Raw genomic sequence first — 16,649 nt, 5'->3', positions numbered from 1 at the left:
GTCGCGCCACGGCTCACCGGCGCCGGCCAGCGGGAACTGGTCGAAGCGGTCGAGCTGCTCGGCCGGCTGGTCGCGCTGGGCGCGCCGGCGGAGACGGTGGAACGGCTCGCGGCGCGGGTGCACGACGGGCTGCGCGGCATCGGCCGGGGCGGGCTGGCCGGGGCCGTCGCCGCGCTGGACCGGGCCGTCACGGCGGCCGAGCGCGCCCACGCGGAGCGCGAGGCGCTCGCCGCCAGGGCCGAGGCCGAGCTGGCCGAGGCGGAGCGGGAGCGGGCCGAGCTGGCCCGGTTGCGCGCCGAACTGGCCGAAGACGTCACCGAGGGCCTGCGCAAGGTGCGCCGCACGTTCTGGCGCAACGACCGCCCGAACGCGCTGCACGACCGGTTGCTGGCGCAGCTCGTCCAGCTGCGGGGGGTCACCGACCTGGCGGAGCTGTACCGGCTGGCGGGCGGCGTGCAGGCGGACCTGGCCGAGGTCGACGGATTGCTGGCGGGGCGGCCCCGGCCGGGTCGGGGCATCGGCACGGCCCAACTGCCCACCGCCTTCCCCCCGGCGAACGCCGCCGCGCTCCCCGACGAGCCGACCGGCGCAAGCGAGGCCGGCACGGGCGAGATCGCCGCGCGGGGCCGGCTGTTCGGGCGGGTGGCCGGTGCCGTGGCGGCGGCCTGGACCGCGCGCCGGGAGGCCGGGCGGCACACCCCGCTGCCGGGCTACCAGCTGACCACGGTGCTGCGCGGCCTGCGCCACCTGCTGGCCCAGCGCAACGCCGCCCTGGCCGCCGACGCGGACCAGCGACACCGCGCGTGGACCCGGGAGGCGGAGCGTCGGGAGGGGGTCGCTTTCGGCACCGAGGAGGACGCCGACCCGGCCGGCCACGAACGGGCCTGGTCGGCGGCCGCGCACGCCCGCACGCGGGCGGACGAATTCGCCGCCGAACGGGACCGGGTGCTCGCCCAGCCGGTCAACGTGCACCGCCCGGCCCGCGACCTGCACGTCACCGAGCTGGCCGCGCTGCGCGACGCGGTGGCGCTGCTCGCCGGGATGGCGGATCGGGGCGTACCGGCCGAGGTGGTGTGGCGGCTGGCGGACTGGGTGAACGACGCGCTCACCCGCACCGGCCGCCGCCCGCTGGTCAACCTGGTCGCGGAGCTGGAAGCCGAGCTCGCCGCGCTGGCAGGCCACACCGGTGCGGGCACGGCGGTCGGGCCGGCCGCGGAGCGCCCGACCGGGGTCGGCGCCGGCGAGCCCGAGACGCGCGGCGCACAGGGGGCCACCGAGCAGAGCGAGCACACCGCCCCGGCACGCGCGCCGCCGTGGTGGCAGCGGCTGCGTGCCAACACCGGCGTGCGCGTTGCGGGGACCGTGCTGGTGGGGCTGTTCGCCCTGTCCGGCTCGGACGTCGCCGGGTCGACGGAGCCGGCACCCGCGCCGGGCGCCGTCTCGGCCCCGGCACCGGAGCACCACACCGCGCCCCGGCCGGAGACGGTCACCCTGCGGGTGGCGCGCACCAAGGCGGGCGACACCCCGCGCCGGTTCATCGACGCGGTGCACACCACGCTGGCCGCGCTGAAGGCGGCCAACCCCCACATCGACTGGTCCGGCGGGCTGGACGCGCCGCTGCCGGCGGGCACCTGGCTGCTGCTGCCCGAGGGCACCGGGGGCGGCTGGGAGGTCCAGCCGCCCGTGGCCACCGGTTACCGGTACGAGTCGCTGACCGTGCTGCTCGCCCGGTTCGGCCTGTTCACCGAGTACGGCTACGCCGAGCCTCGGGTGCTGGTCCGGGCCAACCGGGAGACGTTCGCCGACCAGAACGAGGACGAGCTGCACATCGGCCAGAGCCTGCGCATCCCGGCCGGCGGCTACGGCACCCGGACCGTTCAGCTCCCGGCGAACCCGGGCACCCCGGCGAAGCCGAGCACGCCGAAGCCGAGCACGCCGCAGCCGGAACCGAGCGCGTCCGGGACGACCGGGGCGCCGGGGACGAGCCACACCCCGCCGGCCGGCGACTCCGGCACCGGCGCCCCGTGGTGGCCGTTGGGCGCCGGGGCCGCGCTGATCGCGGCGGGCGCGGGCCTGCTCGGCGTGCGGGCACTGCTGTTCGGCGCGGGCGGGCGGCACCGAGGTGCCCAGGCCCCTCGGACCGGCGGCAGCGCTGGCCCGGACGCCGAGGACCGGCACCGGGCGACGACGAACCTGAGGGAACGTGCCGGGCTGGCCGCCGCGGCCCTGGCGGCCACCCTGCCCAAGCACCTGCGGGCGGGCCTCGAGGCCGTGGCCGGCCCCCGTCCCGGCGCGCACGGCTGGTTCACCCGGCGGGGCTCTCCGCTGCTCGTCGTGGCGGTCGGCACCGGGCTGACCGGAGTGTTCTGGGCCACCGGTTGGCTGCCGAACCCGCTGGCCGCCGGGGCCGGCGTGGTGGTCGGCCTGGTGATGGCCGTGTTCGGCGCCGGTGGCGGGCTGACCGCGCTGCCCATGCTCACCTACCTGTTCGGCCAGGAGCCGGAGGCCGCCGCCACCGGCGGAATGTTCATCGTCGGGGCGACCGCGCTGGCCAAGACCGTGATGAAGCTGCGCGCCGACCGGCGCAACCCCGGCGGCGCCCGGCCGATGGGCTGGCTGACGATTTCCGTGCTCGGCGCGGCCGGTGCGCCCACCGCGATGTACGGCGGGGTGGTCACCCTGAACCGCAGCGTGCTCGAGTTCGCGCTGGCCGGGCTGATGACCGTGGCCGCGATCCGCACCGCCTGGCGGGACGGGGCGGCGAAGACGTCGGCCCCGGTGAGCCGGCGGGCGCTGCTGACCCGCACCGTGGTGATCGGCGTCGGTGCCGGCACGGTCACCGGGCTGTTCGGCATCAGCGGGTCGTTCCTGCTGATCCCGGCGCTGCTGGCGGCCGGCATCGTGGCCACCGAGAGCGCGGCGGCGGCCACCGTGCTCGCGGTCACCGTGATCACCTCCACCGCGGGCCTCTCCGCCCGGCCCGGCCTGGTGGCCGGGCTGGACTGGACGGTCATCGGGCCGTTCGCGGCGGCGGCGGTGATCGCCGGCCTGCTCGGCGGCAAGTTCAAGGCCACGTCGTTCCCGGCGGGCACCGCCGCCGCCAGGGTCAAGGCCAACGTGACCGGGCGGGTTAGCCTCGTCGGCTTCGCCGGCTTCCTGGTGGTCATGTCCGGGTTGGCCGTGTTCCAGGGGCTCGAGCCGCTGGCCGGGGCCGCCGACGCGGCGCTGGCCGGCGGGGTGGCCGGCGCGGCCGCCGCCGTCGCCACCTGGCGCGCCGCCGTCCGCGACCCGGACAACTCCAGCGGTGACCGGGTCGTGCGTTGGCTGCCGTCCCGCCGAACCCTGGCCCGGACGGCCGTGCTGGTCGGTGTGGCCGCGGTGCTGGTGGCGGCGCAGCTGCTGCTGGGCGGCCCGGCCGCCGGGGCGATGCTGGGCGCGGCCATCCCGCCGGCCGACTGGGACCTGATCGACCGGGTGGCCCGGTACCTGGGCGGGCGGGGCTCGGCCACATTCGCCGAACTGGCCGCGCACCTCGGGATCACCGAGAACTGGGTGCGCGTGCTGACCGAGGCGGACGGGGTCGCCGGCGCCCGTCGGTTGTTGGTCGACGAGCTGGGCGCGGGCACCCCGGTCCACCTGGCCCACCCGCTGCCGGCCGGCGCCAACGCCGAGACCGGGGGTGGGCCGGTCACCCTGGGCACCGACCAGGAGGGCCGGCGCTCGGCGGCCGGTCTGCCGGCGCTGGGTGTGCTCGGCGCCGGCGCGGACAGCCGGACCGGCCGCAAGCGCGGCAACCAGGATCGGTTCGCCATCGGCCGGTACGCCGCTGCGGCGGTGGACGGGGTGAGCAACGCGCCCGACGCGGAGGCCGACTCCGCCGAGTTCGCACAGGTGGTGGCCGAGGTCAATGTGCGGCTGCTGCTCGGTGGCGGCCCGGTCGCCACCGCCGAGGCCGAGCGGCGGATGAGCGAGGCGATCCTGGCCGCCGAGGGCGAGGCGGTCGACCTGGTCGGCCAGTCCTTCGCCACCTGGGCGGCCGTGCTGATCACCCGCAACGGCGACCAGACCTGGGTGACCGTGGGCTGGATCGGGGACAGCCGGTTCTACCTGGTCACCCCGGACGGCGCGGTGCAGCTCACCGAGGACCACGTGCGCATCGACCCGCAGACCGGGAAGGCCCAGCCGGACAGGGCGGTGGGTGATCTCCAGGAACCCTCGCTGGTCACCTTCCTGCTGCACGGGCCGGGCGTGCTGGTCGGTACCACCGACGCCCTGGTCCCGCACCTGACCCGGACCGACACCGACCACGGCACGCAGCTCACCGACGGTCTGGCGCTGGCGTTCACCGATCCGGCCGCGGCCGCCGGCCACTGGGTCCAGCACGCGCTGGACGCGGGAAGCAAGGACAACGCCACCGTCGTGGTTCTGCCGGTGGTGCCGGTGAACGCCCACCCGGCGGCGGTGGAGCTGGCGCTGGCCCGGGCGGCGGAGGCCGGCGAAGCACGCGCCGCCGCCCAGCCCTCGGCGGAGCAGGCCGAGCAGGCCGAGGCGGCCGACCGGATCCGTGAGTCGCTGATGTTCGCGGAGTCGATGCTCGAGGAGTTCGACGGCATGATGCGGCCGGGCTCCGTGGATCAGGTACTGGAGGTGCTGGACGGCTACCTCGGCGACTACCTGCGTGACGCCCAGGCACTGCTGCCTCGCGCGGGCAACGACCCGGAGCTGGCCGCCGACGTGGCCGAGCTCGCCGTAAGGATCGACCAGAAACGGGACGAGGCGCTGGTCATCCAGGCCGGCGAGACGCCGACCGATGACGATGACCGGGGCCAGGGTGGTTCGGGTGGTACCGCCGCCGGGCTGGGCTCGGGTGGCCGGCCCGCTGGTGACTCGGGCCCGGCGGACACGCCGGGTGCGGACCCGGCCGGACCGCACGGCAGCGCCGACGCCGTCGAGCGACGGGTCGAGGCGGGCGCCGGGCAGCGGCCGAGCATCGCCCATGCCCGGGCGCCACCTGCCCGGTGGCAGCGAGCGCTGACCTGGCTGCGCGGCCTCCAGCCGGGCGCCCTGGTGGCGCTGCTCGGCGGGGTGCTCGGGGTGGGCCTGGTCCTGGCGATGGCCGACTCCGGTGGCGCTGTGGCGGCCGCGGCGGTCATCCCGGGGATCACCGCCGGCCACCCGCGCGACTTCGGGTTCCGGTCGACCGAGGCCGACCGAAGGGCCTTCCGCGACAATCCACGTTACGAGGAGTGGGCAGCCCGTATCCGGCGGCAGATCGCCATGAGCCCCCGGCTCCAGGGAATTCCGGAGGAAGACCTCGTCGGCGTCTACGCGTACACCACCAGCGAAATGGTCTGGATCAATCAGGCCGCATACCAGAGCGATGCGGCTACCCTCGCGGAACATGCCGCATATTTCCGGGTCACTATTTCCGGCCTGAACCAGCTCCCACCCTCTCCGGGAAAGGTTCGCAGGCATGTCCGCATTTCTTACCCGACCCGCCCAGAAGACGTGGTCTCGCGATACGAGCAGCTAGAGGTCGTGACCGAGCCCGCCTTCATCAGCACAACCAAGAAGGACCGCCTTTACTGGGCGCCGTTGCGGTGGGAAATCGACTCGACGCACGGGGTCGATATCTCCGCGCTATCCGCGAGCCAGGGCGAAGGTGAATTGGTATTCATTCCGGGAACACCCTTCACCCGTCATACGGTGCGCTGGGACAAAGAATGGCGTGAGTGGGTCGTCGAGCTGAGTGAGATTGTCGATGAGGACGCGGCGCGACGCTGGATCGATGAACTGGTCATTGAGCAGGAACGCCTCGAGCTGCAGGCGCTTCGGTCCGTGTACCAGGCCGTCTACTACAGCTCCAGTCCCGAGATGGCGGAGCGGAACCGGCGCGCGGCCAAGAACACCCGCGCCATCGCCACCCAGGTGGGGGCCGAGGCCGATGCCCTGCGTGCTCGGATCGGGCGCCCGGATGAGCGGCCCGGCTCCGGTGCCTGGGGGGCCGCGGCGGTGGCGCTGCTCGGCGGGGTGGCGGTGCTGGCCGCCGCGCTCGGGTCCGGCGGGCACCCCGGCGTGCTGCAGGCGGGCGTGTTCGGCTGGCCGGGCGGCCAGCAGCGTCGGGCCGCGGCGGCCCAGCGGCTGACCGACCAGGCGGCGGCGCTGGCCGGCGCCGGCACGCCGGATGCGCTGGTAGCGGCCGAGGAGCTGCTGGACAGGGCCGAGACCCGGCTGCGGCTGCACAACTACTGGTGGCTCGGCCCGGCCGGGGCGGACACCGAGCGCGCCCGCGCGCGGCTGGTCCGGGTACGCGCCCAACTGGCCGAGGCCCGCCGCGTCGCCGACCCGGACTTCGAGGCCAAGGTGGCCGCCGACGTCCTGGGCAACCTCGGCGACCTCCGGAGGGCCGCCGGTGGCCAGCGGCCGGCGAAGTCGTCCCGGCCGCGCCTGGGCCTGGTACGGCTGGTCCCGGCCCCGGTGGTAGAGCTGGCCGCCCGGCTGGCCGAGGTGTTCGCCCGCGCCGCGGCGCCCACCCGCACCCGGGTCGACCCGGCAACCCCGATCGGCGCCCAGTTCCAGGCCTCGGTGGACGAGTTCGGCACGCTGTTCGTGGACCTGCCCGTCGCGGCGGGAACCCGGGCCGAAGCGCTCGCGCTGCTGCCCGGTGCCCGCGAGCTGAGCGTGGTGAAGTCCGGCCTCGGCGACGCCTGGAGCATGCGCACGCGGGGCTTCTACTCGATGGTCACCCAGACGATCGTGCGCGACGACGGCACCTGGGCGGTGCGGATCCGGATCTCCCGCAGCCACCTCGAACAGAGTGCCGACGAGGTGCTGGAGATCCTGCGTGCGCTCGGCATGGTCGACAACGGCACAGCGGGCGAGGCGGACGCCGTCCCGCTGGCCATGCGGGTGGCGGTGTGGCACGAGCTGTTCCACCTGCTCCAGGCGGCCTACGCGATGGACCGCGACGGCGAGCCGAACATGCGGCTGCTCGCCGAGACCACCTTCGCCGCGCTCTTCGGCGAAGCGGGCACGGCCGACGAGCAATCGGTGGAGACCGAGCGGCTCGCCGAGGGCGGCGGGTGGATGTTGCTCGCCGACCACCTGCGGGCCAACTACCAGCTGACCGAGGTACAGGACCGGCACCTGGAGGAGATCATCCAGCTGGTCAGCGACGCCGGCTGGACGGATGGCAGCGAGCAGTCGACCGCGCGTTACCAGTACTACTACGACCGGGACGAGGTGCTCGAGCGCCTGGAACTCACCCGTGCGCCGGCGCCCGGGGAAGCGACGACGGAGCGCGGCGACGGCACGTACTCGGCCGAGCGGCAGACCCCGCCCGCAGAGCGTGGAGAGGCCGGCCCGGCGCGGGTGACGGCACACCTGGTGCGGGGCGCGTCGGCGGCCGGGCTGGCCGGGCTGGCGTTGTTCGGCGGCGCCACTTCGGCGCACTCGGCCGAGGCGCGCGAGGCGGTCGCCGGTGCACAGGCACGGCGCCCGGCCCCCGAACCGGCGTATCGGGCGCTGACCGCCGACGGCCGGCACTCGCTGGCCGGCATCGCCGAGGCCTACCGGACGGACGTCACCGCGCTCCGTGCCGCCAACCCCGGGGTCGCGCTCCCCCGACGGGACGACGCGCCGATCGAGGCCGGCACCGAACTGGCCGTGCCGGTCAAACCCGGCCAGGCCTACCGGGTCACCCGCGAGGACGGCGCCGCCGGGCTGGACGGCATTGCCACGTTGCACGGGCTGGACGGCTGGCAGGCGCTGGCCAAGCTGAACCCGGGCCTGGCCGAGGACCCCCGCGCCGGCCTGAGCCCGACCAACTTCGACCTGCTCTTCCGCGGCCAGCGAGTGATCATCGTCAAGCCGGCGCAGCCGAACACGCCCGGCAACCCGAACCAGCCGGGCCAGCCGAACAACCCGGGTCAGCCGGGCCAGCCCGAGAAGCCCGGGAAGCCCGGGAAGCCCGGGAAGCCGTCGCCCCGGCCGAGCGAGACCGGTGGCGGGAACCCCTCCGCCGGCCCGTCGCCGAGCGAGTCCCACCCGACGCCGCAGCCGAGCGACACCGCGTCGCCGGGCAGCGGTGGGCGTGCCCGCCCGGGTGAGGACGGCGGGCCGGGCAACCGGGGTCCGCCCTGGTGGCTGGCCATCGGGCAGGGCGCCCTGCTGTTCGGCGGCATCGCCACGGCGCTGTTCGGCCTGGCCGTGCTCGCGGTGCGCGGCTGGCAGCGGTTCAAGGCTTCCAGCGGCGCGGACACGGCCCGCACCACCGGGGTGGTCGCGGCCGGTGCGCTGGGGCTGGCGGCGGCGGTCGGCAACGCGGTGGCGCCGGTGGTCGTGCTGCCGGACGCGATCGGGTTCGCCGGGTTCGGCGTGCGCGGCGTGCTGAGCCCGCTCAACCGGTGGCCGGCGGTCATCGCCGGCAGCTGGCTGGTGCACCTGACCTGGCACGCCCACTACCTGTACGGGCTGCTCGCGGCCGGCGGCTGGGCCGCGTTCGGCACGTTCCCGCTCTGGGTGATGGGGTCCTTCACCGTCGCCGACGTGGCGCTGTTCGTGGTGGCGCTCGGCGGGTTCTCCTCGGCGGTGGCGAGCCGGGTGGCGTGGCTGAAGCGCTGGGTCGGCTTCCCCGCGCTGACCACTGGCGTGGCGCTGCTGTTCTGGCAGCTGGTCGGCCTGCATGCGGTGGTCGCGGCGGCGCCGCTGGCCACGTTGTTCCTCGGCCTGGCCTACCTGACCACAGGCGGCATCCGGGGCAAGGTCGGCCCGCGCGCCGCACTGGCCGGCCGGGTGGTGTTCGAGTCGCTGGCCTTCTACGGCCTGATGCGGCTGTGGCTGGACCACTCGGTGGCGTTCGCGGCGACCGCCCTCCCGCTGGCCGCGCTGGTGCTGGCCGTGCGGCTCGGCACCCCGACACAGCGCGCGGCGCTGCGCAGCCTGCTGGGCAGCCCGTCCGGCCGTACCCGGCTGCTGACCCTCGCGGCCGGTGGATACGCCGGCGCGGCGGTCGGCTTCCTTGCCTCCCGGCTGACCGGGATGGGCTGGCAGGAGACCGCCGGGCTCGGCGTCGAGGTGGCCATCCTGGCCGGGGCCGCGCTGCACGCCAACGCGAACGCGATCCGCGCCGCCTGGGCCACCCCGACCGGCAAGGCGCGGGTACTGGTGAAGGGCGCCGGCTACCTGGCCATCGGGTTTGCCCTGCTGGGCGGCCCGTGGTGGGGCGTGGTGATCGCCGGCTGGGTGAACAACCTGTTCCATTTGACCCGGGGCGCGCTGGGTGTGTTCGCGGACACCCCGTGGTCGAAGCGGGTGGGTCCGGTGGTGACCGGGGCGATCCCGGTGATCCTCTCCGCTACCTGGCTGGTGAACCTGAACAACAGCACCCCGCTGGCCTGGGCACCGGACACCCTCGGGTTCTGGGTGAACGCGGCGTTCATCACCGCACACGCCGGGTTCCTGATCGGCTCGACGATCCCGCGCTCGGCGGCCGCCGGCGATCCGGCCCGGGACGCGACCAGGGACAGCCTGGCGCGCCGGGTCATCCGGTTCACCGCGCTCAGCGTGTTCACCACCGGCGCAAGCATGTTCGTCGCCTACCTGGCCATGGCCGACCCGTACGCCTCCGTGGCCAGCGGGGTCGTGCTCTGGTCGATGGTCATGATGACGCTGGGCCTGCTCGAGCAGGTCCGGCACGCGCTGCACGACGAGTTCGGCCTGTGGCCCCGCTACACCGGCTACGGCAAGGTCGCCGAGATCGTCGGCCGGAACCTGGACAACGTGGGTCTGGCCACCTACGGGCTGGCCAACATCTGGCTCACCGCCGGGCCGCACACGTTCCTCGGGGCGGTAACCGGCGCCATGCTCGGGTTCACCGCGCTGGCGGGGATCGCGCGGATCGGGCCGAACCGGATCGCCGGCTGGCTCACCAGGAGCTTCGCCCGGACAGCGATCGGCGCGGCGACCGGGCTGGTCACCGGGCTCGCGGTGGGCATCGGGCTGCTGCGCGGGCAGATCTCGCCGTACACCAGCAACATGGCGATGCTCCTGCGCGGCTACATCGGCGCGCTGCAGGCCTCGCCGTGGCTGCGGCTGCTGGCGGCCACCCCATCGCTGATGATCGGGCTGCTGGCCGCGCGGCTGATCACCTTCGTGATGAGCGTGCACGCCAACATCCCGGGCGCGCCGTACCTGGCCTGGGCCGCGATCGAGACGGTAGGCTTCGCGCTTTCCCACGTCGGGTTCATCTATGGCGGCTACCTGCACCGGGTGGCCTGGGCGGACAGCGAACCGCTGCGCAGCAAGAACAACCCGGCGCGGCGCTGGACCAGGTTCCTCGCGCTGACCCTGTTCGACCTGAGCCACTGGTCCTGGCTGATCAGGCTGGCGCTGCCGGTCGGCCGTGGCGGCGGGTTCCTGGCAGCCGCCACGGCGGGCAGCCTGCCGCACCTGCTCGCGCTGGTCTCGATCACCTCGATGGCGGCGGCGATCGGCTACCAGGCGTGGCACGCGTACTGGCGGGAGATCGCCGGCAAGGGTGACCCCAACTACCGGATGCCGGGCCCGAACCTCACCGGATGGTTCGACGACGGCGTGATGATCCTGGCCGCGTCCAGCCTGATGTGGCTGCAGTCGCCGCACCTGGTGTGGGTGACGCTGTCCTCGCTCGCGGTGATCAACACCTTCATCGTGCGGGGCTTCACGGCGGGCACCTCGGTGGGTGCGGCCACCGGCGCGGTGCTGCTGCTGGGCGGCGTCGACTTCCGGGTCGCCGCCGCCGTGGCGATCGCCATCGGCATGACGCCCAAGCTGCTCCGCTGGGTGATCAACCGCCGCGCCGGCCCCGCCGGCCCCGCTGGTCCAGCCGGTCCCGGCACCCCGGGCACCTCTGGCGGCGGCCCGGCGCACCCGGCCAGCCCGGCGGCCCTCGACGGCTTGACAGCGTCGGCGGACCCGTCGGCACCGATCCCGATGCTGATCCCGAAGAGCCGCACCGGCTGGCCGGGCCAGACCGTGCTGTGGCGCGGGCTGGCGGTGCTTACGGCGACCGAGGTGGTCGCGGTTGCGCTGCTGCTGCCCTCGCCAACGCTGGCCGGCACCCCGCTGACGCATTGGGCACTGTTCGCCGCCGGGCTGGTGGGCCTGGTCATCGGAGCGCGCTGGGTCGCCGCGTTCTGGGCGTCCCACTTCGGGCATCCCGAGAACGACGACGAGCTCGCGGGCGAGCACCAGCGGTTGTCGTCCGGGGCGAAGTGGTGGGCCACGGTGGTCACCTCGGGAACCGCGCTGGCGCTGCTGGCCACCGTCTGGTCGCAGTCCAGGGTGGCCGACGGGTTGCGGTTGAACAGCGCCGCGGTCGAGGGCGATATCCTGCACAACCTGGGTGATGTCGCCCCGGCGCTCCCGATGGTCATCGGGTTCTGGCTGAACACCAAGCGGGCCTCCAAGACCGCGAGCTGGTTCATCGTCGCCTCGATGGTCGCTTCGGCCGGCTGGGTGTTCTACGAGTCGCGCGAGCACCTGGTCCACCCCGCGCCACTCGCCGGACCGGGTGTGCTGCTGGTCGCCGGGATCGGGCTGGCCGCCAATCTCGGGATCGCCAAGATCCGCACGTGGGCCGGTGGCCGGTGGGGCGTGCCCGAGCTCGAGCACGAGGGCGAGCACGCCACGGCGGACGCACTGGCCAGCGTGGGGATCATCGCCGCCGCAAGCATCGGGCTGGGCAGCAGGGCACTCGCCGAACTCACCGGTGGCGCGCTGGCCGGGCTGCTCGGGCTCACCGCCCGCTACGCCGACCCGGTCATCGGCTTCGGCGTCGGATTGTTGATCCTGCACGCCGCATGGGAGATCGCCACCGAACTGGTGCCGTCGATCGCTTCGCCGCGGTCCCGGCACCTGCGCGGCGCGGCGTCCGGCACCGAGGCGGGCAAGCCCAACAACGGACCGCTGGCGCTCAGCGATATCGGTCTGTACGCGCGGCGGCTGGAGCAGGGCCTGCGGCGAGCGTCCCGAGTCGGCGGGTTCACACACGCGCTGCCGAAGGTCGCGGCGCGGGTCGAGGTGGTCTCGCTGGCCAGTGTGCTGGCGCGCATTCCGACCAGGGGGGACGGTCACGGATACGGCCGCCGCAGTCTCCCGACCCACTACGGCAACTGGGCCAACGTGCTCGACGACGTCGTCGCCTACACCGTGGACGAGACGGTGTACCTGCTGGACCAGCGAGTGGCGGAGATCCTCGGACACATCGCCGCCGACCGGATGCGCCCCGCCTACCTGGACCGGGTGCTGGCCTACGAGGTGGCCTTCCGGGTGAACGGGGCCGCGACCCTGGACGGCCGCACCCGCGAGCAGGTCGAGGTCGCGCTGGCGCAAGAACTGCAAGACTCCCGACGCCTGGCCCGAGACGGTATCGGGACGGACCCGATGGCCGCCCTGCGCGCGGTCCTGCCCGGCGCGAAGGCGACGAGGAAGTCCGCGCCGCGGCGGCTGCCGAAGGTCGCGCGCCGGCCGGACGTCCGAGTGGTTTCGGCCGACGGGCTGCTCGATCCGCTGCGCGCGCACTGGCTGCGCGAGGCCGGGGTCGCCGGCCATGGGGTCACTGACCCGGAGGACCTGGACCGCAAGGCGTTCGGCAAGCACGCGGTGCCGCACCGGGTCGCGGAGCTGATCAAGGCCGCCGACCGGCACGCACGGGACGTCGCCGAGCTGGCCGACCCGATCGCCATCCCGGCGGCCGGCGGTGAGGTCACCGTCCACCTCACCGAGCCGAGGATGACCGAGCTGGCCGCGCACGCCGCCGCCGGCCGGCTGGCCGCGGACTGGTTGACCTGGCTGCCGATAGACCCCGAAGCGGCCGTCGCCGAGCTGGCCCTAGCGCGCCGGCTGGTCACCGACGCGATCGTCGCGGAGCTGACGCTCGGCGACGCCCATACGGCCGGCGGCGAAATGGCGGCCACCGAGGCGCTGGTCCGGGCGCTGCTCCCGACCGGTGACGCGGCCGGGGACGTGGTCAGGCTCGGCACGTGGGTCGCGGTGGAGCAGGCCGTGCGGCGCCGGCCGAACCAGCTGCTGCTCAGGCCGGACCGCCGCCGGGTCGGTCTGCTCGACCCGGCGTGGACCACCGGCACCGGCGCGGAGGCCGCGTTCCTGGACTACTACAAGGAGGCGGCGCTGCTCGGCCTCCAGCTACCGCCGGCGGAGGACGGCGAGCCGCTGCGCATCACCGGCCGTTACCTGCTCACCACCGACGAGCGCACCCCGCTGAGCACCGTGCTGCGGGCGCTGGCCCGCGCGGCGGAGTTCTGGGTCGAGCACCCGGTGAGCGAGCGGCAACTGCTGGCCGCGCTCGCCTCCGCGTGGTCCGGGTACCGGAGCGACCCGGTCGCCAGCGTGGCCGAGGACGGTACGCACGCCGTCGAGGTGCACCGGATCGTGCTGCCCGGCCTCTCCGACGTCGAGTGGGAGCTGGTCATCCTGCGCGACGGGTACATCCGGGAGCTGCTCAACCTATACCCGGCGTTCGGTGCGCCGGCCGACCCGGCGGCGCTGGACGAGGTGGCGTCGCGCGCCGGGCTGCTCTATAGCACGGTGCCCACCGCCGGGTTCTGGCTCGGCGAGCGGGTGAATCTCACCGTGGCCGACCCCGCCGGGCTGACCAAACTCGGCCGGCGGTACGCCACGGTCCGGGTCGAACCGGACGGCGCGTCGTTGTCCGCCGTGCGGTTCAGCAAGTCGGAAACGCCGGCGGAGGTGCCGGCCGGGCGGGCCGCGCTGGCCGACTCGGTGCGGGTGGGCCAGCGGGTGTGGGTGCGGCTGTGGCACCGCAACCCGCAGTACCCGTTCGTCGAGCCGCCCCCGACGCACCGCTCCTTCGCGTACCCGGCGTGGGAGCGGGTCTGGCCCATCGTGCGGCGCAGCGACCGGGCGATCTGGGTACCCGGGCTGGTGGTCGGCGGGCTCGGTGGCGAGCTGCACATCGGGCTGGCCGGGGCGGCCGCCGAGCCGGGCGCGTTCGTGTTCACCGATGCCGGTGAGCTGGCCGGCGTGGTTCTCGGTGATGTCAGCCCGTGGGGCGCCGCCGACCCGGTGACGTCGGCGCTGGGGCCGGGACCCCTGCGGCAGGGTACCCGGGAGCTGCTGGTCCGGTTGGGCCTGCCGGCGATGTTGGTGGTGCTCGCTCTGGCCGGGCTGTCCGGGGTGCTCCCCGGCGGCCATGGGGTACTGCTCGGCGCGGCGATGTTCGGCCCGGCCGTGGCCGGCCTTACCGACACCCGGGTCGACCGCCTGATCACCGTGCTGGCCGAGGAGATGGCGCGCGGCCAGGAGCCCGGCTACGACAGCCCGTACACCCGGGACGAGACCACCGAGTTCCTGCGGCTGGCCGGGCGGCTGGAGGCGGCGGCCACCACTGTCGGGGTGACCGGTTCCGCGCGGCTGGACCACGCCGACGACCCGGGCCAGTACCCGATCGACGCCGACACCATGATCGTCGGCCGGGACCCGTTCGGCGGCCTGGCGGCCGGTTACGGCCGGGTTGGCGGCCTGGCCATCCAGGAGCCGACGCTCGCCGGCCAGCACGCCCGGATCGAGCGCCGCCCGGATGGCTGGTACCTGCGCGCGCTCACCGGCACCGGTGTGACCCGGGTCAACGGCCGGCAGGTCATCGGTGAGGTCCGGCTGTCCGCCGACGACCGGGTGCTGCTCGGCGGCCTCAGGTTCTTCTTCCGGGTGGTGACCGCCGTGCTCGCCGTGGCGCTGCTTGGCGGGTTGACCGCCACGCTGCTCGGCGGCGGTTCCGCCGGCCACGCGCTGGTGGCCGCCGCGCTGGTGCCCGGCATCGGGCCGCGCGGTCCGCCCGAGGCGCTGCGCCGGGTGCTGCCCAGGGTCGCGCACCTTTTCACCACGCACCCGAGCGTGCCGGGGCTGCTGGTGCTGGACGAGCGGCTGGCGCTGGCCGAGCTGGCCGGGGACAACGAATTGGGCGGTGCCGGCCTGGCCGAGGTGGCCGCTGCGCTGGACGAGGCGTTCGTCTACGGCTGGCGGGACCTCGACGTGCCGGTGGCCGAGGCCGGAGTCGCGTTCACCACCTGGGCGCGGCAGGAGGAGCTGGCCGGGCACGTCGCCGCCGGGCGGCTCACCGGGGTGGACGCCGCCGCGCTGTGGTCCGGCGCACTGACCGACGCGGCCGCCGGCCTTGCGACCAGCGGGGACGGCCCCGCACTGACCTTGTTCGGCAGCAAGCGCGAGTGGGAGGCGGCGGCCTCGGCCTGGTTGGCGACGCTGCGCGCGGCCCGGGCCGCGATGCCCGGGTTCGACCCGGTGGACCCGCACCGCGGCTACCTGCCCGAGCTGAACCCGGCGCTGCCGGTGTTCGGCCTGTGGATCACCCAGGCCGATCAGGAACCGCTGCGGCCGGAGCAGGAGCGGGCGATCCGGGCGGCCGCCGCGGCGAGCCGGGTGACCCGGGTGCTGGGCCGGGCCGGGTTGGCCGCCTGGGCCGGTCTGGCGGAGCCGCCGGCCGGCCTGCGTGGCCTGCTGATCATGGACGGGCTGCACGACCGGCTGGTCGCCGAGGCGCGCGCCCACAAGATCTACGTGCCGGAGGGCCTGGTCTACGTCCGGATCGGCGACTGGCTGGTGATCGATGCCGCCACCCACCGGTCTTTCGACGCCGCCGACCTACATCAGCGCCGGGACTTCGCCCTGCTGTCCGGCGCGCCAGCACTCGACGCGGAGTCCGCACCGGCCGCGCTGCGCCGGCTGCGCGAGACCCGCGCGGCCGAGGGGCCGACGGTGGACCCGGCCGCGCTGGCCGCCGGGCTGAGCCCGCTCACGGTGCGGGGACGCCCGATGCTGACCATGCCCGGCCAGGGCGGGGAACGGCCGACGCTGCTGGAGGGCTGGGCGCCCACCCGGCACGGCGGCAACCTGGCCAGCCTGCTGCGCCGGCTGCGCGCGCTGAACACACCGTGGGCGGCGCCGGCCGGCTGGGCCGGTCCGGCGCACGGCGAGGTGGTGTTCGCCGCGCTGGCACACGCCGTCGAGCATGGCGAGCTGGGCGAGTTCCGGCCGGTCGACGGGCAGCTGTTCCTGCGGCACGTGACCCTGCGCGGGGACTGGGCGCGCCTGTTCCCCGACGGGCTCGAGCTGCTGGTGCGCAGTGGTGCCGGCGGCCTGCTCCGGGTGGAGAACTTCTACCCCGGCGCCGCGGTGGACGCCCCGGCCGGGCTGGCGAAGGCGCGGCGAGCCGCGCTGCACGTGGTGGCCGAGGAGCCGGCGCCGAACGACGACGGTTTCGTGCACACACTCGGGATGTCCGCGACCGGGGTACGGGTGGGCCGCTACCTCACCCTCACCGCGCTGCACGTCGTGCAGCGGTCGGACGGCCGGCCGATGCGGAACCTGAGGGTCGGCCGGGGGCCGCACTGGTATGCCCGGGCGGCCGGCTATGTCGCGCTGCGGGTGGACGAGTTCAGCGACCCGGAGCGGGCCGCGCTGGCCGAGCTGTACGGCGAGGACGCCGTGGACCTCGCGCTGGTGGTGCACCCGAACCTGGACGACCTCTACGGCGAGGGCCAGGGTCCGGCGATTGCCGAGGCGGCCACCGTGCCCGCCGCCGAGGGCACCGTGGTGTTTCAGGTGGGCCACCC

General features: G+C 75.1%; 1 protein-coding gene (only partly in view). It reads left to right on the top strand.

On the top strand, window positions 1–16,649 hold part of the coding region annotated (locus tag ABEB12_RS35860) for a rhomboid family intramembrane serine protease (protein ID WP_345703437.1) (this coding region is incomplete at its 3' end). The annotated region is longer than the window, extending 29,562 nt past the left edge and 24,548 nt past the right edge; 16,649 of 70,759 annotated nt are visible.

Origin of the sequence: Actinospineispora eucalypti (assembly GCF_039543365.1) — a bacterium.
In the GTDB taxonomy this organism is placed as follows: domain Bacteria; phylum Actinomycetota; class Actinomycetes; order Mycobacteriales; family Pseudonocardiaceae; genus Pseudonocardia; species Pseudonocardia eucalypti.
This window is presented reverse-complemented; position numbering and strand designations above follow the sequence as displayed.